The following is a 22,154-nucleotide window of genomic DNA, read 5'->3' as shown; positions in this document are numbered from 1 at the left end:
ACCGGAGAGCGTACACTATCGTTAGCAGCCCGTTGACGAAGTCGCGTCTGACTGATTCCGTTTCCAAGTGAGATTCGGCTGAGGTTGGTTCCATGGCGATGCGGCGTGAGACGGGGACGCAGGGGGATCTGGTTGTCGGCTGGGCCGAGCTACCGCGCTCTCCGGGACACGCATTTTACGACGAGCTTCAGAAGGTTTTACTGGACGCGGGCTTCGACGTTTTCGTCGAGAACGCCTGCAAGCCCTACTACGCGGCGAAGATGGGCGCGCCCTCGCTGCCACCAGGGCGCTATTTCCGCATGCACATGGTCGGCTACTTCGAGGGGCTCGACAGCGAACGCGGCATCGTATGGCGCTGCGCGGATTCTTTTTCGTTGCGGGATTTTTTGCGGCTGTCGACGCGCGAGAAAGTTCCGGATCATTCATGGTTGTCGAAGACGCGCTCACGTCTGCCGCACGAGGTTCACGAGAAGGTATTCGGTTTCGTCTTGAAGCTCGTCGCCGAGCGCGGCCTCGTGAAGGGCGAACGCATCGGCGTCGACGGCTCGACCATGGAGGCGAACGCGGCGCTGCGCAGCATCGTGCGACGCGATAATGGCGAGACCTATCGCGCAATGCTCGAGCGCATGGCGGAGGAAAGCGGGATCGCGACGCCGAACGCCGAGGATTTGGCGCGTTTCGACCGTAAGCGCAAAGGCAAAAAGCTCTCGAACGACGACTGGACGAGCGCCACGGACGCCGAGGCGAAGATCGCGCGGATGAAGGACGGGACGACGCATCTCGCCTACAAGCCGGAACATGCGGTCGACCTCGACACAGGCGTGATCGTCGCCGCGCTGATCCACGAGGCGGACAAGGGGGATACGACGACGCTCGGCGACACACTGGAGACGGCGAAGGCCAATCTCTCGGCTGTCGGCCTCGCGCCGACTCCGGACGATCCTTGCGAAATCATCGCGGACAAAGGCTATCATTCGCGCGAGGTTTTGAAAGGCCTCGACGACGGCGAGTGGAAGAGCCGGCTCAGCGAGCCTTTGCCGGCGAAGGGCTATTTGCGCTGGCAGGGAGACGAAGAAGCGCGCGACGCCGTTTACGCCAACCGCGCACGGCTGAAATCGGGCGTTGGACGCGCCGCCATGCGCAAGCGCGGCGAGCTGGTCGAACGCAGCTTCGCCCATGTGCTGGATCGCGGCGGCATGCGCCGGGCTTGGCTTCGCGGTCGCGAGAACATCGCCAAGCGCTATCTAATCCACGTCGCAGGCTTCAATCTTGGCGTCCTGATGCGCGCCCTCGTCGGCTGCGGGACGCCAAGAGAACACTCCGAGGCGGCCAGAAACGCCTTTTTGTTCGTCATTCGGACGGATAGCGCCACGGGCATCGTCATCATCGCCGAGATCGGCGGCGCGCTGGCCATGCTCGCCGTCATCGCCGCTCCGGAACCAGATTAATCAAGCTGCGACTTCGTCACCGCGCTGTTAAGGCGGAGACTAATTCTTCCAAACCGACTGCCGAGTGTCCGGCTACAAGATAGGAACACCGGAGCCTGGATTTAGCTGGGGACAAAGATGAAAACATTTTGGCGGATATGCATTCCTCTCGCAGCTCCTGTTTTGCTAGCCAGCACTGCCGTCTTTGCAGACGATCTGCAAAAAGTTCGCAGTGCCGTAAATTCTTTCCTCATTAAAGCTGGCAGCGGCTTGGTCTCCAACGAATCGATGTGTCCCAGCACGGCGGGAAATCTCTCCGAATACGTTACGCGCATCGAGTTCGTTCCGGTAGACGCGACGACGAACGCGTTGCTTCTCTCGAGCGAAACATGCGGGGGCGGCAACAAACATGGGCAGTATCTCTACATTGCAAAATCCTGGGGCGGTGGCGAGCTGGTCATTGACGCTGAAATCGGGGACTTGAGTTTTATTGGCGCGATAAGCCATGTCAAAGATGGGGTCGTATATCTCGTGGGCAAACGATGGATGCCCATCGATCCTCATCGTTGCCCTTCGACCGAGGCGACGCTCGAATACAACGTTCTAACGAAGAAGCACATTTTCAGCGCCGTACTTGATGCGAAGAAAAGTGAAACGCGCTGAGTGATGAAGAGCGTCACGACACGCTAGCATTTCTAGCGTGGCCTTTAACTGCTTTACCAAAAGGCGTATATCGAATCGGGAACCAGTCTGCTTGCGACGGTGAGCGCATGCCCGTCGGAGGGCGACGCTGCAACAGCGCATTCATATATGAGAAAAGGCACTCTATGAAAATGCGGGCGAAGCCGGATTCCGCGGATACCTCAACTCCTGACCACGGCCACGAACGGGGCGGCCCCCTTGGTCTGATCATCGGATCTATCGGCGTCGTTTACGGCGATATCGGCACCAGTCCCCTGTACGCCCTACGCGAATCGTTGGCACACAGCGTGAAGGCGGATCGTCTTACCGAGGAAGCAGTGTGCGGGGCGATATCGCTTTTAATTTGGGCCTTGATCTTTACTGTTACGGTCAAGTACGTTCTCTTTCTCATGCGCGCAGATAACCGCGGCGAAGGGGGAACATTATCCCTTATGGCCTTAGCATGATCTAGAGTTTGCGGTCGTTGCTTGAATTCCTTGCCAGTTTGGGCGGGCGACGCCATAAACAGACAAAAGAAATCGTCCCCTATCTTGAGACCGGGGAAGGCGCGGCGCACATTCGAAGGGGAGGATTGGGGCCAATCGCCAAGTCCGGCGGAAGAGTCTCGACCAGTGACGGACGATCTGGGCTGAGGGACTGGAGAACACAAAAATGAAGAATTATTTTGCGATATTGCTAGGCCTCTGGCCCATATTGGCCCAATCCGCGGCTGCGCATCACCTGGATGAATATGATGAGCGTATTCGGCGAGAGGCGAACCTGCCGTCAGCATGGTTCCAATGTAAGTCGGAAAAGGATTGCGACCTAGTTTCTGTTCCCTGTCAATCGGATCTCGCAGTGAATGCAAACCATAAGGAGGAAGCGCGAGACGCGCTGATCAAGCAATATCCTTTCTGCTTGGGAACGAGTCTGCACGACACAAAAGCTTCTTGCCAGAAACATGAGTGCGTCACCGAAGGGACAAAGCCAAGCGACCAAAACCAATGATTTCCGACGACGCTGGCGCGCCGACCGGCGTTCAGAAAGCCGCCCGAAGCCGCAGGGCGAATAAATTGACAGGGCCCCTGTCGAGATTATGTGCAGGATTGACAATCAGTTGGTAGTCGAAAGTTGCGTCCAGGTTCTTTCCAAAGCCAAGCTTATAATAGGCTTCCAGGTTCTTCTCGCCACCATAGGTTAGCGTGCCGTCGTTGATGAACACGCCGGGACCGCCAAGCGCCAAATAGCGGACATGATCGCCCATCAGTCCGCTGAGCGCGCCTGCGACGCCGATCTCGTCGTCTTCCCGTCCCCAGGCCGTTCCGTCGGCGACCAGACCCATGGACAGTTGCCGGTCGACATCGGTGTAGTCGACAATCTCGTAACGCCCATTGGAGGCGCTGGCGCGCAAGAAGAAGCCCAGATTTTCGATGATCTGCTGCTTGATATTGATGCCGCCGCCGAGCTTGAAATGTCGTTCCCGCACAGCGCTCAGATCGGGCGGCAGAGCGTCGGTCGACAACGCAAGATTGATCGCGTCCTGGTATGCGGCGAAGCGGCCGTTGTCGCCAAAGACCAGAAACTTGATCGCGCCGGGTTGTCCTAGCAACTCATACCGCGCTTCGAGCTCGGTCACGCCCATATACTGCCGAAACAGTTCCTGCTCGATGACAGGGCCGTTCGGTACGGTCGAAAGTTGGAAGACGCCGCCTCTAAGCGTCCACCAGTTCTGCTTCCATTCGACCGCCAGCCCATGCGTATAGCCCCAGGCGTCCGCAGCATAATCAAAAGCTCCCATGGAGTTGAAAGCGAAATTCAAAAAGCCGGTTGTCGGATCGTGGGCATAGACATTGTCGTCGAAGACGTCGCCGACCGCGAATTTGCCGAGCGTGACGATAATGCGATCCCGATCGACCTTGCCGGAGACCTGATTCTGCACCGATTCGAGCACTTCGCTCCGTGAACCTTCGTCAGGGTCGTTTATCCTGTCGCCGTCCGTGTCGAGGCCGATGATTTGCCGCAGGAAATAGCGCTGGAACCTCATGTAAGGCGCGGCGCGTCCGATCTTCTGGGCAATTCCGTTCGGATAGGCTGCCGCGCCGAGTGCATTATGCGGCCCGTAGCCTTCATCGACCTCAGGATTCAGATACGCCGCCCCTCCCTCCCAGAGGCGCAGGCCCAAAAAGAGATTGTTCTGGGTTAGAACATTGCCGATCCCGTGGGAGGGAAAACTGCCGGGGCCATCATACTTGGCAGGAAATCCAGGAAGCACTTGCCCGACATTCGCCGTTTGGGCGTGAACGCTGTAGCGTTCGGTCTTGACGTCTTCCTTGTCGCCGCCGCCGTCCCCAGCGTCTCTGTGCGCGCCATACTCCAGCGCCCCTGGAATCCGCTCGCTTGCGCCGAAGTGATAATTTAGGCCGAAGCGGAGAATGTGGTTCTCGTTGCGAATTCGCGAGAAGTACTGGTTGCCCGAACCATCGTCGAAGACCTGCGTATTCAGCGACTGACTAAGAAACAGATATTCCGCGCGCGCCGACCAGTCGGCGGCGAAGGCGTATTCGAAGCCCCCGCCGAGAGCATATTTCATTCGCGAAGACTGGGACCAGTCGGCGGCAAAAGCGCTGCCGCCGCCGAGAGAAAGCATCGTGGGTCCCCGCGCGCCGCCCGCCGCGACGCCGCCGGTGAGGTAAACCAGGCCGCGGTCGTAGGCGACGCCGACGCGCCCGCGGATGCTGGCGGAAAAATTCGCGCTCGTTTGCGGCGTCAACGTGAAGACGGGCATGCCAGGATAGGCGGCGGATGTCGGGAATAGGCCGCTGGGCGTTCGGCGCCCGTCAAGCAGGCTCAAATCGGTCTCGAAGCCCCAGACCCACGGTCCGCGCTGCCAGTTGAAGCCCACCTGAGCGCCACCAGTCACCCCAGACCGGGTGTTACTCGTCGGATAGAGGTCATAGATGGGAGACTCGAAACCACTACCGGCCTGCAATCGCTCTCCGCGATGCAGAGGAACGCCCGCGCCCAGGCTTGCTCCGAGGTAGAGGCCCGCCCAGTTGAAAATCGGCGGCGTCGTATCCGTAGCGCTCGCCGCCGCGGGCGCCAAACCGATGGCGGCCACGACGTGCCTGACCAGGCGCGCATGCGAGGTTCGCGGCAGGGTATTTCCAACACAGCGCATGCGCCAAGCTAACTGACCAGGGTCTTGAATTGGAATTCCAATCTCGCGGCGCCCCCGCCCACTCCTCGAAAAGATCTGAACTGTGCCTTTGGCGCAACATGGATTTCGTAGAAGTCGTAACAACGAAATCGGTTCATCAAATCGTCATACACATACTCTGTGTCGGGGCGTACCCGGCGGACGTTTGAAGCTCCTCGCTTGATAAAAGGACAATATGCACAAAAACTCCCTGGGGTTTAGAGAGGCCTGGGTCACCTGCGCCTGTGGGTCCTTCGAGGCATCACCAAAATCTGGGAATTTTAGCGAAGGCGCGTGCAGGACGAACGCCGTTAGAAGGAATTGCTCGTATGAGCGAGCCGGCCCACAAGCAGTCGAATGGGCTGCCCTCGAAAGAAATTGACAATAGTGACAAATCTTGCTGTGCAATTGCAGCCGAACTGCGGCTATAGCGCCTGAGGCTACTGCAAGTGACGAATCAGACTGCGCCAATCTCGGTCGGGAAGATCCCGCGAACGCCGGTGTACTGGGATTTAATCGCCATCGTTCTTGTGCTCGGCCTAATCGTCTTCTTTGCCGAGACGAGCAGCGGCCTCATGATCTCGCTCCAGGAGCTCAAGAAAAACCCAATTTCGCTCGATGTTGCCAACCTTCCTGGTTTTGCGGCTCGAACAACTTTGCGCATGTTGGCCGCAATGGCCTTGTCGTTGCTCTTCACCTTTACCTACGCGACATGGGCGGCAAAAAGCCGGCGTGCCGAGGTCATTTTAATTCCATTGCTCGACATCCTGCAGTCGGTGCCGATTCTCGGCTTCATCTCTGTGACGGTCGTTTACTTCATGTCGCTCGCGCCGGGGTTAGTGCTCGGGGCGGAATTCGCCGCAATTTTCGCAATTTTCACGAGCCAGGCTTGGAACATGGCGTTCAGCTTCTATCAGTCGCTGCGCACCGTGCCTGAGGAGCTGGTGGAAGCCTCGCGGAATTTCGGGTTCAACGCCTGGATGCGCTTTTGGCGCCTCGAAGTCCCCTTCGCCATGCCGGCGCTCGTTTGGAACATGATGATGTCCATGTCCGGCGGCTGGTTCTTCGTCGTCGCCTCGGAAGCAATCAGCGTCGGCGATACGACCGTCACGCTGCCCGGCATCGGATCCTATATCGCGGCCGCCATCGCCGAACGCAATCTCGGCGCGGTGGGCGCGGCCATCGCCGCCATGCTCGTCGTGATCCTCATCTATGACCAACTCCTGTTTCGCCCTCTCGTGGCATGGGCCGATCGGTTTCGCTTCGAACAGGAAGCCAGCGCCCAGGCGCCGCGCTCCTGGGTTTTAACGATCTTGCGCAAGTCGAAGCTTGTGACGCGCATCTTGGCGCCGTTTTCGGCGGCCTGGCGCTGGTCGTATCGAGCCATACCCATTGCCGGCGATCCAAAGACGATCGACCGGACGAGCGGCGGCGCGAACCGGATGGTGTTGATTTGGTATCTGCTTATTATAGCGGCCGTCTTAGTGGCGGTCCGGCAGATCGTCCAATTCGTCACGGAAGGCGTTCCCGTTTCCGAGATCGCGACAGTCGGTTTGTTTGGGCTAGCCACAATGGCGCGCGTCTTCGTCCTCATCGCGATTGCAAGCGCGATTTGGGTACCGGTCGGCGTATGGATTGGCCTGCGTCCGAACGTTGCACGCGTTGTGCAACCGATCGCTCAGTTCTTGGCCGCGTTCCCAGCCAATCTGCTGTTCCCCATCGCCGTCTCGGCAATCGTCCTGTTCAGGCTCGACCCGAATATATGGCTGAGTCCTCTAATGATCCTGGGGACGCAATGGTACATTCTGTTCAACGTCATCGCCGGCGCGTCCGCCGTACCAAGTGAGCTGCGTCAGATCGGCGCCAATCTCCAGGTTCGCGGCTGGCTGTGGTGGCGACGCATCGGATTGCCCGCTGTCTTTCCCTTTTATGTGACCGGCGCCATCACGGCTTCGGGCGGGTCCTGGAACGCCAGCATCGTCGCCGAAGTCGCGAGCTGGGGCGACGACAAACTGCAAGCTTATGGCCTTGGCGCATACATCGCGCGAGCGACTGCCGCCGGCGACTTTCATCGCATCGTGCTCGGCATCGCGGTCATGAGCGCTTTCGTCACTATCATCAATCGCGCTTTCTGGCGCCCGCTCTATTATTACGCGGAACGCAAGTTCCGCCTGGGCTGAAGGAACAAGGCTCATGGATCAGTCTCCGCTGCTCAGCCTCCAAGGCGTTCGCAAGTCTTTCCCCAAGCCAGACGGCGGCGAACTGCTCGTCCTCGACGACATTAATTTGACCTTGCATGAGAGCGAGGTCGTCGGTCTCCTGGGCCGTTCTGGCTCCGGAAAATCGACCCTGTTGCGCTTGATCGCGGGATTGTCGCGACCGGGCGGCGGCTCGATCAGCTACCTCGGGCGCAAGGTCGAGGCGCCGGCGCGGGGCGTCGCCATGGTGTTTCAGGGCTTTGCGCTCTTTCCTTGGCTCACCGTCTTGGAGAATGTGGAAATCGGGCTCGAGGCCTTAGGGCTGCCTCGCAAGGAAATTCGTAGCCGGTCACTCGCGGCCATCGACCTGATTGGCCTCGACGGCTTCGAATCCGCTTATCCGCGCGAACTCTCGGGCGGCATGCGGCAACGCGTGGGCTTTGCCAGGGCGCTCGTCGTTCATCCGAATATTATTCTAATGGATGAGGCCTTTTCAGCGCTGGACGTGCTCACCGCAGAGACATTGCGCACCGACTTTCTTGATCTTTGGTCCGAGGGGCAGCTTCCGATCAAGGGCGTGATCCTGGTCACGCACAACATCGAAGAAGCGGTCCTCATGTGCGATCGGATTCTCGTCTTTTCGAGCAATCCGGGCCGGATCGTCACCGAGTTGAAGGTCGACCTCCGGCACCCGCGCGACCGGCTCGATCCTCAATTCCGGAAACTGGTTGAGCGGCTTTACTCGGAGATGACCGCCAGGCCCGCCGACGATCGAGCGGCGGCGCGCGCCGAGCGGTTTCCCGGCGTCGGAATCGGCACCATTTTGCCGCAGGTTTCAACGAATTCTCTTTCCGGCCTGCTCGAAGCCATCGCCGCGTCGCCTTATGACGGCGTCGCCGAGTTGCCCGCGATCGCGGCAGCACTGCTCATGGAGATCGACGATCTTTTTCCCGTCGCCGAAACCCTGCAAATGCTGCGGTTCGCGGACATCGCGGGCGGCGCCATTAAGCTCACGGCGGAGGGCGCGACCTTTGCGAACGCAGCCGTCGACGAGCGCAAAAAGCTGTTCGCGCAACGCCTCCTCGCATACATCGACCTTGCGGCGCATATTCGACGCATCCTTGACGAACGCCCCAGTCACAAAGCTCCGCGTAGTCGCTTCTCGGACGAAATTGAAGACTACATGTCTCCAGAAGCAGCCGACCAAACCTTGCGCGCTGTGATCGACTGGGGAAGGTACGCCGAGGCGTTTGCTTATGACGATCAGACGCAGATGTTTAGCTTAGAGAATCCTTAGAGTCGGTCCGCGCCGATACCTTTTCGTCGCATTTGATCTGCTCAGTTGCGATATGCTCAGACGAACCCGCTACGTCGTCGGCTGTTCGATACAGTTGCGTCGTTTCATAGTTGAGCTCGGGCCCGGCGGTCATCGTTCAGAAATACGAGAACGCCTGCAGTCGAGTATGGTGACATTTATGCAGCGCAATCTTTCATAAATGGTTGGCGACATTGCCTGGCCTGACGCCATCGCGAATCCCGATTTCTCTGACGCTAGCGATCTCTCTTGGCTCCGCCAATGCAGCTGTTGGAGCACAGGTCAAATCCGGCGCGTGGGAATTCCAGTGCAGTCAACCGACGGAATCGTCGAGGCAGCATTGTGTCCTATCCCAAGCAATAACTGCGGTAGACAATCCCGACGTGACTGTCGGGATCATTGTCATCAAAAGGGCCGATGCAAAAAACGGAATCATGCAGGTGATTGCACCGCTGACCGTGCTGTTGCCTAATGGCGTGAGTTTCAAGATCGGCCAATCGGAATTAAGTCACTTACCGTTCTATTGATGTTTTGAGGCAGGCTGCCGGGCGGAAACCATCATTGACGAGAATCTTCTCGAGCGCCTCAACAGCGGCAAAATCGCGACGATTGTGATCTACATGGATCCCGGTCACAGCGTTAGGCATCTCGTGCCGCTGCGGGGCTTCAGAGAGGCCTACGAGAAGCTTAAGTAAACGCTACGATAAAATGTTTAAGGCCTGGTGTTGAGGGAGGAGCTCGGTTTCTTCCACGGTCACACCTCTCTCCGTCTTTTCTCACATGACCATTAGGATCCTCCACCAAAATACCAAGTTAAAAACAATTAATAGCGAGATCGCTATACGAATCAGCCTAAGCTGACGCCAAATGCTTAAGTGGCACGCTACTCGCCTCCGCATCCTTGCCTCGCGTTCAAGTCGCTTTTTGAGATCGATTTGCAAGGCGAGGATCAGCAAACTGCACACGCAAGCAATCGCTGCAGCGATTGACGCGAGGTTAGGGTGGGAGGCATGCACTTAACCGCTTGCTCTCATCTGAACGAGTCAACTGTCGGTCATACGGCTTGAGAAAAGTCGCATGTGAAGCAATTCAGCACAATAGACGCAATAAAAACACAGGCATGCAGAGCAAATTTGCCCGGTTTATCGGGGATTTAACCTAGATGCACAGCCTTTGCTTGCCTGCGTTGGCTGAACGCTTTGAAGGCCCTGGCTATCTCGCTCGCGTCCGTGAGCCTAGGACCGGTTCACTTCTAAAGGTGGAAGAGTGCCCACCCCCGGGCCCTTGGGCCCGCGGGTGAGCCCGGTCGGGCCCGTCGTTGTTCATCAGGGCCCTCCTTTACGCCGCCCTCTGGAGTGCTGGGGGAGGCTCCTCGGCATCGATTGTCGCGGAGCCGCTCTCCTTACCTGGCCTCCGCCAGGTGCAGATGAGGCGGCCTGTCTCTGGGTCGGGAGTCCAGACGCTAATAAGCCGCTCGCGACGGCGGTCAGCTATATGCGCCGCGGTGTGGCGCGGGCTAAGGGCGCCCCGAGCGACTGGGCGCGGCCCAAAAAGGATTTTTGTAAGCTTGTTCATCGCTCATCTCCTTAGCCGTTTAGATCCACGGCTCGGAGCATGAGCGGCAGGCAGGAGCTTTAGGCTCGCGCGACGCCTCTCACGCGGCCACCGAGACCGCGGGTGGGTTCGATTTGCGATAGCGTCGTTCGCGCAGACAAGGCTGCGAGCGCGTCGCCGAAGCTGCTACTGCCCATGTGTCTTTCGTGGGTTAGGGAAGTCGATGAAGCGTTAGGGCCCGCCGACTTTGGCGATATTGTCCTCGCTTCTCGGCTTGTCAAGCCGAAATACAACGTCGCACAATGATCTGTAAGCGCCTGCACATCCGGCGGCTATGCTAAAGCTAGCCTAAACCACCGGGGGTAAACGTGGAAGCTTTCACGCATTGGGACTCGCAGGAGTTTCTCAACACCTTCCTGTCGCTATTCGTGGCCTTGCTGCTCGGCACGATCATCGGGGCTGAGCGTCAATATCGCCAGCGCAATGCGGGCCTGCGCACCAACGCGCTCGTTGCTTTGGGGGCGTCGGCGTTCGTCGATCTCGGGATGCGATTGAGCGGCGATGACGGAGCAACACGGGTCCTCGCGTATGTAGCGTCGGGTGTGGGCTTTCTGGGAGCAGGCGTGATCCTCAAGGAAGGGATGAACATCCGTGGCTTGAACACAGCCGCGACGATCTGGTGTTCAGCCGTCACCGGCGCATATGCCGGCGCGGATCGTGAGGCCGAAGCCATCTTGCTTGCGTTCTTTGTCCTCGCGGGCAACACCTTCCTACGTCCCCTGGTCACCTTCATCGAACGGCGACCCATTGACGAAAGCGCGACCGAAGCGACCTTTGAGGTTCGATTGACGGTTTCGGAGCCCGACCGTGACGCCATTCGAGAGCAGCTTTTTGACAAGCTTGAGGCGGCGAGCTATCCGGTTCGGAAAATCGAGGAAGTCGAACGCGAAGGCCAACTGGAGATGGTAGCCACCCTTTCGCCAACCAGTGTTGTCGCCTCTGAACTCGATGCGGTGACTAGCGAACTTGAACAGGTAGCAGGCATCAGTCACGCTACGTGGTCGACCCGCGCGAGCGACTGATTCTAAGAATGGACTCCGATCTCTCTGTGATGGATCGGTCTGGCTCCAGCAGTATGGAACCACTATGCGAAATCAAGACGGGCCATCAGAGCGCGCCCGTTTATGGCCGTGCCGATGGTGGATATCGGGGAAGTGCGGGTGCCGATGCACGAAAGCTTCATGCCGGTGCTTGTGGCTGTGGGGCTCGCCGGCAGGAACGTCCGGTCCGTGCGCATGTTGGTGATGTTCGTCATGCCGGTGCCGGTGCTCATGTTCAATTTCGTCATGAACGTGGTCATGATCGTGGCGCTCCGTCAGGTGTAGCCAGAGGCCGAGCGCCATGAGGCCGCCCGCCGCGATTAGACGCAGGGTCATAGGCTCCTGGAGCAGCGCGAGCGAAAGGGTCGCGCCGATGAAGGGGGCGAGAGAAAAATAAGCTGCTGTCCGCGCCGTTCCGAGATGGCGTAAGGCCAAAACGAATAGAACCAGACTCACCCCGTAGCCGAGGAAGCCAACCGCCAGGACAGCGAGAATATCGCCGATGGCGGGCAGCGCTGCGCCAAGCGCGAAGGCTAACGTCAAATTCACGGTTCCCGCGCCCAACCCCTTCAGCATGGCGATTTGCGCAGGGTCGGCGGAGGAAAGCTTGCGCGTCAGATTGTTATCAATTCCCCAAAAGAGGGAGGCGGCGGCAATCAGCAATGCGCCGCGATTGAGGGACGCGCTTCCCTGCCACGATAGCAAAGCCGCTCCTGCCAAAATGGCAAATGCTCCCATAAGCAACCGCTTATCGACATTCTCATGAAATGCCAGCCATGCAATCGCCATGGTGGCCAGCCCTTCGAGATTCAGCAGCAGTGAGGCGCTAGCAGCGTCCGTTCGCGCTAATCCGAACATCAAACACAAAGGCCCGAAAAACCCGCCAGCCGTAATGACTGCCGCGAGCCAAGGAAGGTCCGATTTGCGAAGCGGCGCTTCGGCCACGGCTCTCCCAACCACGCGCCGACTGACGTTAACAGCAGCAAGCCCAAGCCCCGCGCCGATGTAGAGCAGGCCCGCCATCAGCCAAGGGCTGACGCTTCCCATGAGAATTTTCGCAAGGGGCATACTCGCGCCAAAGAGCGTGGCAGATAGGAGCGCGATGAGGATTCCGACGTGCATGCAGAAATCTCTATTGGATGGTGGCCGGCAAAGCCCGCCAGATGCGGCCTTTAAGCATTATAGGCATTTTCGAGGACGTCGGCGGATAAGCAATGTTTCTGCGAACAGCAGAGTGAGCACGCTCGATAGCGTAAGCTTCCTCCCAGCGGCGTCGCTGAGCCCCAACGACTCTGCATTGTCTTGAGCAATTCACCCATACCCGCCCGTGAGTGTGCTGCCCGCGCCCTCGAACGATCTAAACTCATTCTCAAACAGTTGAAAATAGCGGAGCGTAAGCTGGGTACTGGCCCGCCGTGTTTTGAGCGGAGCTTTTGACGAGGAGATTGTTGGAGACTTTCGTTGGTCCAAAGCCGAGGACGACTGTGACTAAAAATGCTAAGATCTCCGCTAACCGCTATAGCCGGTAGATGGTACAGATTCGGCTGTGGCGACCGCGACCGACTGTGAAGCAGACACTTCGGGGTGCTCCCACACTACAGATGCGGAGCGTCGAGCCGATATCGCTATGGGTGCCGTCGCAGGAGTGGTTGGAATTGGGTTGGCGTTGCCTCCGGGCCAACGCTCGGTGGGGCGAAGCCTATCTGCCCGGATCTGGTCCGCCGGTGCGGGCCCGAGCAAGCATAGCCGCATCGTCAGAGCCGATACGAAATCTCTTCCCATCGCGCATGACGATCTCAACCGCTTCCAGTCCACCCACATTGTAGAGCCAGCCCCGCGGCGTCAGATGGATGCCCCACCCCCACCACCAGCTATTCTGCACAGGCGCGGCGCTCACGATCTCGTCTCGGGGAATATGCTTTTGGAATAACCCCGGCCCGAAATACCAAGCCAACTCGCCGGGCGAGACCTCGACACTCAATGAGGAGAAGGCCCAGCCCGCCAAAGCAAGAACGGCCCCCACGGGGAGGGCGATGTGCGCTCCGCTGGCCATCAAACCCAAAACGAAGACCCCCGCCGCCGACGCTATGAGCGCGCGCTGCACTACGTCACCCGAATTGCTTATGGCGATAAACAGGTCTCATTTGACGGGGGATCCATGAGAAATCGTGTGTGGGCCGGGGTGCCCACTCAGCTGTTCTAGGAGCGATCGGACGGCGTCGAGTTCCCTACCAAACCCGCTCCAATCCCCGCCTTTGAGCTGAGTCGTCGCGCGGTCAAAATGGCCAAGTGCCTCGCGCGCTCGAGGGTCGGGCGGAATCTTGGAGCTCGGTCCGGTGGGCACAGGCGGAGCAGGTAGGAGCGGCGAGGGTCCCTCAAAAAGGGCGGATAGCACTTCGGCGAGCGTCTCCTTCATGACGACACGATCGCCATAGGCGGCGATTACTCGCTTGAGTTCGGGCAGCTGGCCCGTTTCGGCGCGCAAATAAAGCGGCGAGACGTACAGGATAGAGTTTTCTATTGGCGCCACTAAAAGATGCCCGCGGATGACCCGCGAGCCCATCTGATTCCAAAGCGAGATTTGCTGGGAAATCTCCGTATTCTGGTTGATCCGCGCTTCGATCTGAAAGGGTCCATAGATGAGCTTGTCTTTGGGAAATTCATAGACGACCATCTTTCCGTAGTTCGGTGGGTCGCAGCGCGCCGCGAGCCACGCAATCATGTTCTCCCGCTGGCTAGGGACCATCGGGAGCATGAGGAAAAACTCGGCGCGAGCTTCCCCCGGCAAGCGCATGATAATGTAGTAGGGAGCCATCCGAGCGCCACCGCCGGCGTTGAGGCCATCGAGGCCAGTAGGCTGGCGAGGAAACTGCCAGAGATCCTCCCGGTTGTAGAAGACCTTGGGATTATCCATATGATAGCTGCGAAACATCTGCGCTTGAATAAGGAAGAGGTCCTCGGGGTAGCGGATATGCTTTTGCAAATCCTCTGACATGGCCTCGAATGGCTTGAACAGCTCGGGGAAAATGCGTTGATAAGTCGCGATCACAGGATCTGTTGGGTCCACCACGTAAAAGCCGACCGCTCCGTTATACGCGTCAAGAACGATCTTTACTGAATTTCGAATATAGTTCGTCTCCGCTTCGGGCAGACGCTCGGCGTAAGGGAACCAGTCGCTAGTCGTATAAGCATCTTGAATCCAGAAAAGGCGCCCCTCGCTCACCACAATGTAAGGATCGTGGTCCAGCCGCAGGAAGGGAGCTATTGTCTGAATACGATCAGCAACGCTGCGGCGAAATAAGATACGGCTTTCGCTCGTGATGTAGTCGGAAAGCAAGATATTCAGATCGTTGAAGTACCACGCGAAAAGCCACCTTTTCAGCGCACTGTCAATCGCCACTCCGCCCGCGCCTTTATAGCTCCCGTAGACATTGTCTTTGCCTTTCGGAAAGTCGAACTCCGGGGCGGTTCCATTGACAATCACGTAGGAATCGGCGCGCTCTCCGAAATAGATACGCGGCTCATGGATATCGGGACCGCCGGAAGCGACTGGCGGGATGTCTTGAAGATAGAAAATCGGCAAGCCTTCGGGTGACTTCCGGGTCACCGGCGACATGACGACTCCGTCGCCGTGGGTGAACACGAGGTGCAAGTTGACCCACGTTTGCGCCTTCGATTGAAGCCGGTAAGGCGCCAACTCTCTGGGCGACAGCATGACCTGTTGGTATGAGCCGCCGAGCTCATAACGATCAATGTCAACACCATAAAACCTGTAATAGGTCCTGATTTCTTGCAGCTGCGCATACGTGTCTAGCAGCGGCTGGTAGTCCCACAGCCTTATATTGTCGATGGTCGCGCGGTTTTCCTGCAGGGATTGGAATGTCAGTCCTTGTTCCGCAGGAAAGAGTTTTACCGTGAATTGCCGGAGATTGTAGGCTTGTTTTGTCAGCGAAATATTGCGCTCGAGGTAAGGCGTTTCCAGTTGCAGTTCGTTGGGCTTGACATACAGGCGCTGGAATAGAATCGGCAGCGCTAGCGTTAAAAGGAGCCAAGATCCCACGACGACGGTCACCGAGCCTGCGAGAACCTTGTAGGATCGTACCCGGATGTTGATGCACGAGACGAGGGCGAGCACCGACGCGAGCCCGGCAAGCGCCCAGAGCGCCGGCAGCTCGACATGGACGTCCGTGTATCCTGCGCCCACGACCACCGAATTATCGTCGTAGAGAAGGAGAAAGCGGTCGAGCCAGTAGGACCAAGCTTGAATTAGGAAGAGAAGGCCGAAGAGAAAGGAACCATGGGCGACGACCCAGGGGCGCGCCGGCTCGGGCTTATCGAACGCAAGGTCGCCGTGGGCCCAATAGATCGCGCCGGCAGAAAGGATGCTTAATGCAAGGGCCAGCAGCATCCAGTTCTTGAGGGCGATCAAGGCCGGAAGCGCGAAGAGGTAGAAACCAATGTCTAATCCAAAAAGGGGATCGGTTTGTCCAAACGGCGCTTGGTAAAAAAAGCGAAGAACCACGTCCCAGTTTCCAGCCTCGCTTAGGGCGACAACCGCTGCGAGCGCCAAGCTAGCTCCCGCTATCAGGAGGCGCCAGCGGGAGCGTAATGGCAACGTAAGAGATAGCGAAGCGAATGTCGGGGCGCTCATTGAAGCCCTAATAGGGATGACAGCAGGGAGCCGCTCACCTTGCTGGGTAAATCGATTAGCTAGGGAACCATTCAGCCACAAGAGGATAGCCGAGACTGTGAACACGGCGCAGAAGAGCGCAAGTTTTGTCTCGAGCATCGTCCAAAAGACATTGGAAAAGCCGATCGCAGAAAACCAAAGCCAGTCAATCAGGAGGTAAAAAGCGAAATGAAGGATGATCAAGCAAGCTGTAACAAGAATGATCGCCAGCGCGATGCGGTTCCCCGTCATCTCCGTCTCCTTACAGCGCCTTCTCTCAATGATAAGCACGAAAATCTTGAAACTTGCAGTCCGACCCTTGGTAAGCGAGACGGCGGGCCATTTTCTATAGACATCCTGGACGCGAAGTCCTTAGTCCGCCAGGCCGACAAACGGAAAGGCTAAATCGTGACGGTAAGCTGGTCCTATCAGTTCAGCGCGACGGACTAGTTTCCAAATAGGGCGCACGCAGCCGCAGGCAGCGTCACGTAGGGCCGCCAAGCAATTATCTTCATAGCCTCAGTGACGATCGCGCTGCACGACACATGGCGCATCCCCCTTCATCCCGCAGCCAGAGAGCAGGATTGCCCGCTCTGGTTTCGTTTGATTGCGCCAAAAGACAGACGGGCTTATTTGATCGGTTGAAGCTATCCGTTCAAACCGCGTGCTAGGAAGCCGGGAGGGATCGAGATCTCAGGCGGGTCCCCATGCAGGGACACCAAGACGCGGCGAATAAATGCGTACGACGCCAAGATACAGACTGCGCCCACGATTTCGAACCCTGCGGGCCTTCGCGTCCAGTCCCAACGAACAGCGTCGAGGGCGCTGATGACGAACGAGCCCAGGCAAAGGAGCATAAAGAGCGAGAGGAGCGACTTGGCCCAATGGGCTGCCCGGCCTGGAGCGGCCTTGATAAACGCTGGTTCAATAGATCAGGGTCATGACGGGCGAACCATAAGCCTGCGGATCCTGCTCCTCCTACGGTAGCCGGACATCAAGGCAAGCGAGACGGATGTCTCGCCAGATCAGTTTCTTTTAGCATGTCTACGTCTCCGTTAATCCACGAGACCGCTATATGCACACGAGCAGCTGTGGCCTTTTTCGAGGATGGATGCGCGGCATATGGAGGAAACCATGATCATCATCTATGTCATTGCGGCTGCCATCATGGCCATTGGAAGCCTGTATTTTGCATTGCGCAGCCAAGACTTTTGCAAGTTCCTATCAGGCGCGTTTTTTTGTTTCGTCGGGCGTTTTGCTCTACCTTTATCTTGCAAATGTTTCCGTCCCCCTGCTGGGCACGGATTTTATCGAAACACCAAAGTTAAGCGGGGGCCGCTCCGTCGTCCAGTTCGGACTTTTCATGATCTGTACCTATTGCGGTTTCCTCAGGGAGCCCAAAAACTGAATGAAAAGGTGTACAGCGGCTAAAAATTGACCGGCTGATGCCGAAGCAGTCTGCCGCCAGGACGATATATCCTGAAACTCGGTTAGGCTCGGACCCGTGTTGATCCGCACAGGATAGACCAAACATAAATTAGCGTGCCTGGCCCTATTGCCTACCGGGGGCATCAGAAGGCCATGTAATGCAGGTGATCAAAGTGACGGGCGAGGCTCCTTGACATCCTCGCCCGACGAATTTTCCAAACTTGTCGAGGTTCGTCGACAAGCTGGGGATTTATGCCTTAGCTCCTCGCCGCAAGATGCAGGGCGTCAAGCCCTGCCCGCAACCCATGCGCTAGTTTGATGGCGTCATCGTTAGCCCAGAAATGGACGAAGAACAGCCTAGGTTCGTCGTCGAGCATGTGGTTATGGAGCGCAGTGACCTCGATTCCGTTGGTCTGCAGGGCTTTCAGCAGGGGCTCTACTTCCTTGCCTTCCGCGACGAAATCTCCGCTGATCGCTGCTTTGCCATCACCCGTCGGCTGAAAGTTAATGCCGATTGCGGTTCCCATGGCCGGAGCGACAGCCATTCCTCCTGCTTTAATATGCTCAGCCCTCGGGACGCTGAATTGATAGATCCCTCCGTTGTTCTTCCCCGCTAAGCCGAGGGCCTCGTCGACCTGCGCAGTGTCAAAACCCAATTTCGGTGGTTCGCCGGCTGGCGCCGGCGAAGCTTCGAAGGGCGTTTTCGTTTCGGCAAGGGCGTCGCGAACAATTCCAGCCAGCTTTGCCGGATCGCCGCGGCCGAAGATGTGCATATAGTAAGTGGCGGGGTTAGCGCGCAGCAGATGGTTGTGGACGCCCGTCACGGCGACGCCATTGGCCAGCAGCGACCGCATAACGGGTGTGACCTCAGTCTCAGTCAGCACGAGGTCGCCCATCATCATCTCGTTGTGACCCACAGGCTCGAAAGCGATCCACCCGCCTAGCGCTAAGCCTGGCTTGACAGTGACGCCATCCAGAGTGACGTGGAGATCGCTGCGCGGCAGACCGTATTTATGGACCGTGCCCGTAACACCGCCCTTCTTGCCGATCGCCGCGTCAACTTGTGACCAGTCCATTTCCGCCGCTAGAGCAGGCGCCGCGATGAGAACGCCGAGCGCAGCGAGCGTGGTGAGAGCTTTCTTCATTGATTTGTCCTTTCTGCTGATTGCCGCCGCGAGAAAGAGCCGGTCCCGCCGAAGCGGCGGGCTACGAGGGTTTCGAGCATTCCTTCCTGGAAGCGGAAGACCGCTGTCGCAGCGGATGCCGAGAGAGCGAGGGGCCCGAAATCCATGCTCGTTACCATGGGTGCGTCAAAAACGAGCCACTTCGAAAGACCGCACGGAGGGCGGACTGAATGGCGGTGTTTGAGCATAGCGCCCACCACGGCTGATCGCAGCCAAGGCGCCCAAGACCGCCTTGTTGGCGTGTGTTCTTGCGATGTAGGGCTCGCCGAGGAAAATCCAGAGGAAGCGGCCGGCAAACTTACGTAGCCGACCGCGACCCGACGACAAAGCCAACGAACTGTGATACTATTAGCAGTAGGCCATGCATGGTTTCCGCCATCCCGGATCCGTTGAGGATCTCGCGCGTCAGCCATGATTGCTCGCGGCCGCCTGCTATGCGACGTGGTCAAGAGGCGCACAGGGGCCACAGAAGCCAACGACCGTTCCCTTAAGAGAGGAGAAAGGGCGGTGCGGAGCCCTGCTAGAGCGCTCAGGAATGCATCATACGGGATCCGATTAATTCAAGCGATGGCTGAGACGCTGAAGTGTGAAAGGGTGGCGGATGATATTTTCGAAGAAAATGGGGGATCTTGGCCGATGCCTTGCAATAGCGTTGCTGCTGTCGGTCGCCAGCGCTCCTGCGGAGGAGACGGTCGGGGCGCGCGGTCACAATCGCGCCGGCGAGGGCGAGATGCGCCTTGTCCTCACCTACAAAGCGCCGATAGAGAAGCGGGTCGCCTTTCGCAAATATATGGAGAGCTCCGGCGTCACACAGTTCGAGGAGTGGAGGAGCAGGGGCGTATTCTCTGGCTACAAATTTCTGTTCGCGACGCAGGTCAACGAACATTTGCCCGACATGTGGGTGATCATAGACTTTGCCAAGTTCAGCGATATTGCAAAATGGCAGGGAATTGAGCGTGACTATCCGGGCGGGCTCGGGCCGGAAGGCGTTGTTCTCGCGGCTCCCAGGACCGAGATCTACGCCAACCTCGGTTGGCAGGGCGGAACGCCAAAGGCCGACCAGTCCAAGTCCCTTTACATGATTATCCCGTACATTTCCTTCGTGGCCGGCGAAAAGTACGAGGACTTCGCCAATAAATATGTGGTCCCGCAGCTGAACGGCTGGGTCGAGTCCGGCCTGATGCCATCCTACGCCGTTTATTTAAATCAGAACCCGACCAACGCGCCGTGGCATTCGCTGCTGGTGCTTGAATACGATGGAATACGCGGGGTCGCGCTGCGCGACTCGCTCAAGGGAACAATCCGCGCGAAGCTCGCTAACGACCCAGGCTACGCCCAATATAGCGAGATCAAGACGACGATTCGTAAAGAGCTGGAGCCCGCCACCTTTGAAGTCATACTGCCACATTAGGAGTGGGATGACGTGTCCGAAAATTGGCCGACCTCTCGCTATCCTGGGTTGCCCGAGGCGCATCGGGACCCAATCGCCGCTGTCGCCTCGCGTTGCTAATCCGTTGCGTCCGTCACGGACAACATCTTGTCAACCAGAGCCGCCATGAAGTGCTGGATTAAATTATAGAAGATAATCGGCAGCATGACGCTCGGATGATTGGAAAACGCAAGCGACGCCATTACAAGCCCAGCGCCATTGTTATTCATGCCGAGGCCGAACATCATTGACGCCATTTCGGCGCGGCCCGCTCGCAAGAGGCGCGCCAAAAAATATCCCGCGCCAAACATGACGGCACATAATAAGATCACGATGATTAACATCACAATCACGAAATCGAGATCAGGCTGTGCTATGACTCCAGGCAGAGTAAGCGACGCATTTGAATAATTCAGCAGCGCCAAAACAATAAAATTGGAGAGCTTCAGGTAGGGCGAAATCGCTGCAGAGCGCCTTTCTCCCAAGATGCGATGCGTTAGCATGCCTAATAAGGACGGTAGGATGACCCAAACTCCGAGGAAAAGGTCGGCGCCGCTACTTGCGAGCTCGTGCAGGTCCTCGGAATAATGGCCGGTTGTGATAAAGCCTCCAGCATGGAGAACAAGCGGGGTGAGGATCGGACTAGCTAAAGTCGTCAGCAAAATCAGGCCAAGGCTTAACGTGAGATTGCCGTTCGCATTTTGCGCCCAGGCCGTCGACGCCCCCGCGATTGGCATAGATGCGACCAGGGCAAGGCCAGTTAGGATTTGCTGAACCTCCTCGGGTTCCTGCCAGAGTTTCATTGTGACGTTGACGCAGACGATGAACGCAAGCGGCACAAGCAGGTTTCCCGCCGCGCCGGCGACGAGCAGAGAAGGCTTGCGCTTCAAGTCAGTCAGTTCATTCGCTCTGATTCCCAGGCCGGCATTAAAAAGTAGAAAGGCTAGCATCGCGGGGGGCAGCGAAACGCTAATCTTCGTTCGCAAAATATCGACGCTTCCGAGCTCGGAGTGGCGCATAAGAAGCCCCAGCTCAGGGAAAATGGCCGCAACAATGTAAGCAGACACGATGATCCATATAAAATGTTTGTGAATGAAATGGAGAATCATAGCGTTCATCTGGGTAAGGCTGTGACACACTTTGCTCGTCTCCCGCGATACTTGGGTATGCCGCTTTGAATCAACATTCCTCAGGCGGTTTCACGTGCCGAAATTGGTTGAGCAACAAGAGGTCGTAAACGACTTTCAACGCCCCACAGATAATCAATGGCGACGCGGTCCACGAAAGAGAAAAGAGGGCGCCGGAGAGCGCCGGACTCAAGGACGCAGCGAGGCTGCGAGGGATCGATGTAAAACTCGCAGCGGCCGTGCGTTCCGCGTCGGTCACGACCGCCATCACATAGGATGAACGCGTCGGCACGTCCATTTGCGATAGCGCCGCCCGAATAAGCAATAAGCTGAGAGCGAGCGGAAGCGTTGGCGCGACGGCCGCGAGGATCAGGCACAGGCTCGAGGGGATATGTGTGAAGACCATCGTATTGACCAGACCGAAGCGCCGCGAAAGCCAGGCAGCCACGGGATAAGAAAAAGCAGAGAGGACTCCGGACCAGAAAAAGAAGAGGCTGGCTGTAGCAAGCGATAGATCGAAGCGTTGGAATAGCCAGAGGGCCAACAACGATTGGACCACAAATCCGCCGGCGAACGCGTCGAGGCTGAACAAAGCGGCGAGCTTGTAGACAATCGTGCGAGACGGCCCAAGCGCCACTGACTGAAATGAGGACGGGGACATTCGAGGCATGCGCGCATAGAGCAACGCTCCGACCAGGCCCAGGATCGTAAGCGCTGTTTTCAGGCCACGTCTTTGAGAGCGATCGGCTGCGCGTAAGCCCAGGGCATGAGCTCGTCGAGCTTGCTGGCGAGATGTCCATCGACGATCTTATTGAGGACATCGGCGATATAGGCCTGCGGATCGAC

General features: G+C 57.8%; 15 protein-coding genes and 3 pseudogenes. 10 read left to right on the top strand and 8 right to left on the bottom strand.

Annotated features, from left to right (window positions below):
* The first annotated feature begins 92 nt into the window (after positions 1 to 92).
* The 4 genes and pseudogenes from ACR652_RS21880 (at position 93) to ACR652_RS21865 (ending at position 3,116) form a co-directional block, all read left to right on the top strand.
* Positions 93 to 1,448 carry a transposase gene (locus ACR652_RS21880; RefSeq protein WP_434508592.1) on the top strand — a complete coding sequence of 452 codons (1,356 nt, stop codon included), beginning with the start codon at positions 93 to 95 and terminating at the stop codon, positions 1,446 to 1,448.
* Positions 1,449 to 1,565: 117 nt separating this feature from the next.
* The gene (locus tag ACR652_RS21875; RefSeq protein WP_434508591.1) at positions 1,566 to 2,090 is read left to right on the top strand and encodes a hypothetical protein; all 525 of its coding nucleotides are present in this window, start codon (positions 1,566 to 1,568) and stop codon (positions 2,088 to 2,090) included.
* Between the two features lie 170 nt (positions 2,091 to 2,260).
* A pseudogene (locus ACR652_RS21870) lies at positions 2,261 to 2,572 on the top strand (KUP/HAK/KT family potassium transporter); the annotation flags it as partial.
* Positions 2,573 to 2,780: 208 nt separating this feature from the next.
* Positions 2,781 to 3,116: a hypothetical protein gene (locus ACR652_RS21865; protein WP_434508590.1), complete on the top strand. Its 336-nt coding sequence runs from the start codon at positions 2,781 to 2,783 to the stop codon at positions 3,114 to 3,116.
* Between the two features lie 31 nt (positions 3,117 to 3,147).
* Here ACR652_RS21865 and ACR652_RS21860 read toward each other — a convergent pair whose 3' ends face one another.
* On the bottom strand, positions 3,148 to 5,226 hold the full coding sequence (locus ACR652_RS21860) for a carbohydrate porin (RefSeq protein ID WP_434508589.1): 2,079 nt from the start codon (positions 5,224 to 5,226) through the stop codon (positions 3,148 to 3,150).
* Positions 5,227 to 5,753: 527 nt separating this feature from the next.
* On the opposite strand from ACR652_RS21860, the gene ACR652_RS21855 reads away from it, so the two are divergent.
* The 4 genes and pseudogenes from ACR652_RS21855 (at position 5,754) to ACR652_RS21840 (ending at position 11,453) form a co-directional block, all read left to right on the top strand.
* Positions 5,754 to 7,484 (top strand): ABC transporter permease, encoded by a 1,731-nt coding sequence (locus tag ACR652_RS21855; RefSeq protein WP_434508588.1) that lies wholly within the window; start codon positions 5,754 to 5,756, stop codon positions 7,482 to 7,484.
* Between the two features lie 13 nt (positions 7,485 to 7,497).
* Positions 7,498 to 8,799 carry an ABC transporter ATP-binding protein gene (locus ACR652_RS21850; RefSeq protein WP_434508587.1) on the top strand — a complete coding sequence of 434 codons (1,302 nt, stop codon included), beginning with the start codon at positions 7,498 to 7,500 and terminating at the stop codon, positions 8,797 to 8,799.
* A 203-nt stretch (positions 8,800 to 9,002) separates the two neighbouring features.
* Positions 9,003 to 9,512, top strand: a pseudogene (locus ACR652_RS21845) (invasion associated locus B family protein).
* 1,227 nt (positions 9,513 to 10,739) lie between these two features.
* The gene (locus ACR652_RS21840; protein ID WP_434508586.1) at positions 10,740 to 11,453 is read left to right on the top strand and encodes an MgtC/SapB family protein; all 714 of its coding nucleotides are present in this window, start codon (positions 10,740 to 10,742) and stop codon (positions 11,451 to 11,453) included.
* Between the two features lie 72 nt (positions 11,454 to 11,525).
* Here the strand turns inward: ACR652_RS21840 and ACR652_RS21835 are convergent, their stop codons facing one another.
* From ACR652_RS21835 to ACR652_RS21825, 3 genes are all read right to left on the bottom strand, one after another.
* On the bottom strand, positions 11,526 to 12,593 hold the full coding sequence (locus ACR652_RS21835) for a DMT family transporter (protein WP_434508585.1): 1,068 nt from the start codon (positions 12,591 to 12,593) through the stop codon (positions 11,526 to 11,528).
* Between the two features lie 577 nt (positions 12,594 to 13,170).
* The gene (locus ACR652_RS21830; protein ID WP_434508584.1) at positions 13,171 to 13,575 is read right to left on the bottom strand and encodes a hypothetical protein; all 405 of its coding nucleotides are present in this window, start codon (positions 13,573 to 13,575) and stop codon (positions 13,171 to 13,173) included.
* Positions 13,576 to 13,611: 36 nt separating this feature from the next.
* Positions 13,612 to 16,392 (bottom strand): UPF0182 family membrane protein, encoded by a 2,781-nt coding sequence (locus ACR652_RS21825; protein WP_434508583.1) that lies wholly within the window; start codon positions 16,390 to 16,392, stop codon positions 13,612 to 13,614.
* A gap of 882 nt (positions 16,393 to 17,274) precedes the next feature.
* Here ACR652_RS21825 and ACR652_RS21820 point away from each other — a divergent pair.
* On the top strand, positions 17,275 to 17,571 hold the full coding sequence (locus ACR652_RS21820) for a hypothetical protein (protein WP_434508582.1): 297 nt from the start codon (positions 17,275 to 17,277) through the stop codon (positions 17,569 to 17,571).
* Between the two features lie 254 nt (positions 17,572 to 17,825).
* Here ACR652_RS21820 and ACR652_RS21815 read toward each other — a convergent pair whose 3' ends face one another.
* Positions 17,826 to 18,713, bottom strand: a complete 888-nt coding sequence (locus ACR652_RS21815) for a DUF1259 domain-containing protein (RefSeq protein WP_434508581.1) — start codon at positions 18,711 to 18,713, stop codon at positions 17,826 to 17,828.
* A gap of 640 nt (positions 18,714 to 19,353) precedes the next feature.
* On the opposite strand from ACR652_RS21815, the gene ACR652_RS21810 reads away from it, so the two are divergent.
* Positions 19,354 to 20,163, top strand: coding sequence for a hypothetical protein (locus ACR652_RS21810; protein WP_434508580.1), 810 nt, complete (start codon positions 19,354 to 19,356; stop codon positions 20,161 to 20,163).
* 95 nt (positions 20,164 to 20,258) lie between these two features.
* Here ACR652_RS21810 and ACR652_RS21805 read toward each other — a convergent pair whose 3' ends face one another.
* The 3 genes and pseudogenes from ACR652_RS21805 to ACR652_RS21795 form a co-directional block, all read right to left on the bottom strand.
* On the bottom strand, positions 20,259 to 21,290 hold the full coding sequence (locus ACR652_RS21805; protein WP_434508579.1) for a bile acid:sodium symporter family protein: 1,032 nt from the start codon (positions 21,288 to 21,290) through the stop codon (positions 20,259 to 20,261).
* A 70-nt stretch (positions 21,291 to 21,360) separates the two neighbouring features.
* Positions 21,361 to 22,011: pseudogene (locus ACR652_RS21800) on the bottom strand (MFS transporter); the annotation flags it as partial.
* A 17-nt stretch (positions 22,012 to 22,028) separates the two neighbouring features.
* Positions 22,029 to 22,154: transposase domain-containing protein (locus tag ACR652_RS21795; protein ID WP_434507738.1), on the bottom strand; the 126-nt coding region annotated here is incomplete at its 5' end.

This window comes from Methylocystis sp., from assembly GCF_051061225.1.
Classification (GTDB): Bacteria; Pseudomonadota; Alphaproteobacteria; order Rhizobiales; family Beijerinckiaceae; genus Methylocystis.
Note: the sequence above shows the minus strand (reverse complement) of the source record. Positions and strands in the feature narration are given on the sequence as shown.

What these genes read in the sequence shown, in the direction of transcription:
- ACR652_RS21865 (WP_434508590.1), top strand. Translation starts at nt 2,781, where the DNA reads ATGAAGAATTATTTTGCGATATTGCTAGGCCTCTGGCCCATATTGGCC.
- ACR652_RS21875 (WP_434508591.1), top strand. Translation starts at nt 1,566, where the DNA reads ATGAAAACATTTTGGCGGATATGCATTCCTCTCGCAGCTCCTGTTTTG.
- ACR652_RS21850 (WP_434508587.1), top strand. Translation starts at nt 7,498, where the DNA reads ATGGATCAGTCTCCGCTGCTCAGCCTCCAAGGCGTTCGCAAGTCTTTC.
- ACR652_RS21835 (WP_434508585.1), bottom strand. Translation starts at nt 12,593, where the DNA reads ATGCACGTCGGAATCCTCATCGCGCTCCTATCTGCCACGCTCTTTGGC.
- ACR652_RS21880 (WP_434508592.1), top strand. Translation starts at nt 93, where the DNA reads ATGGCGATGCGGCGTGAGACGGGGACGCAGGGGGATCTGGTTGTCGGC.
- ACR652_RS21825 (WP_434508583.1), bottom strand. Translation starts at nt 16,392, where the DNA reads ATGACGGGGAACCGCATCGCGCTGGCGATCATTCTTGTTACAGCTTGC.
- ACR652_RS21820 (WP_434508582.1), top strand. Translation starts at nt 17,275, where the DNA reads ATGATCATCATCTATGTCATTGCGGCTGCCATCATGGCCATTGGAAGC.
- ACR652_RS21815 (WP_434508581.1), bottom strand. Translation starts at nt 18,713, where the DNA reads ATGAAGAAAGCTCTCACCACGCTCGCTGCGCTCGGCGTTCTCATCGCG.
- ACR652_RS21810 (WP_434508580.1), top strand. Translation starts at nt 19,354, where the DNA reads ATGATATTTTCGAAGAAAATGGGGGATCTTGGCCGATGCCTTGCAATA.
- ACR652_RS21805 (WP_434508579.1), bottom strand. Translation starts at nt 21,290, where the DNA reads ATGATTCTCCATTTCATTCACAAACATTTTATATGGATCATCGTGTCT.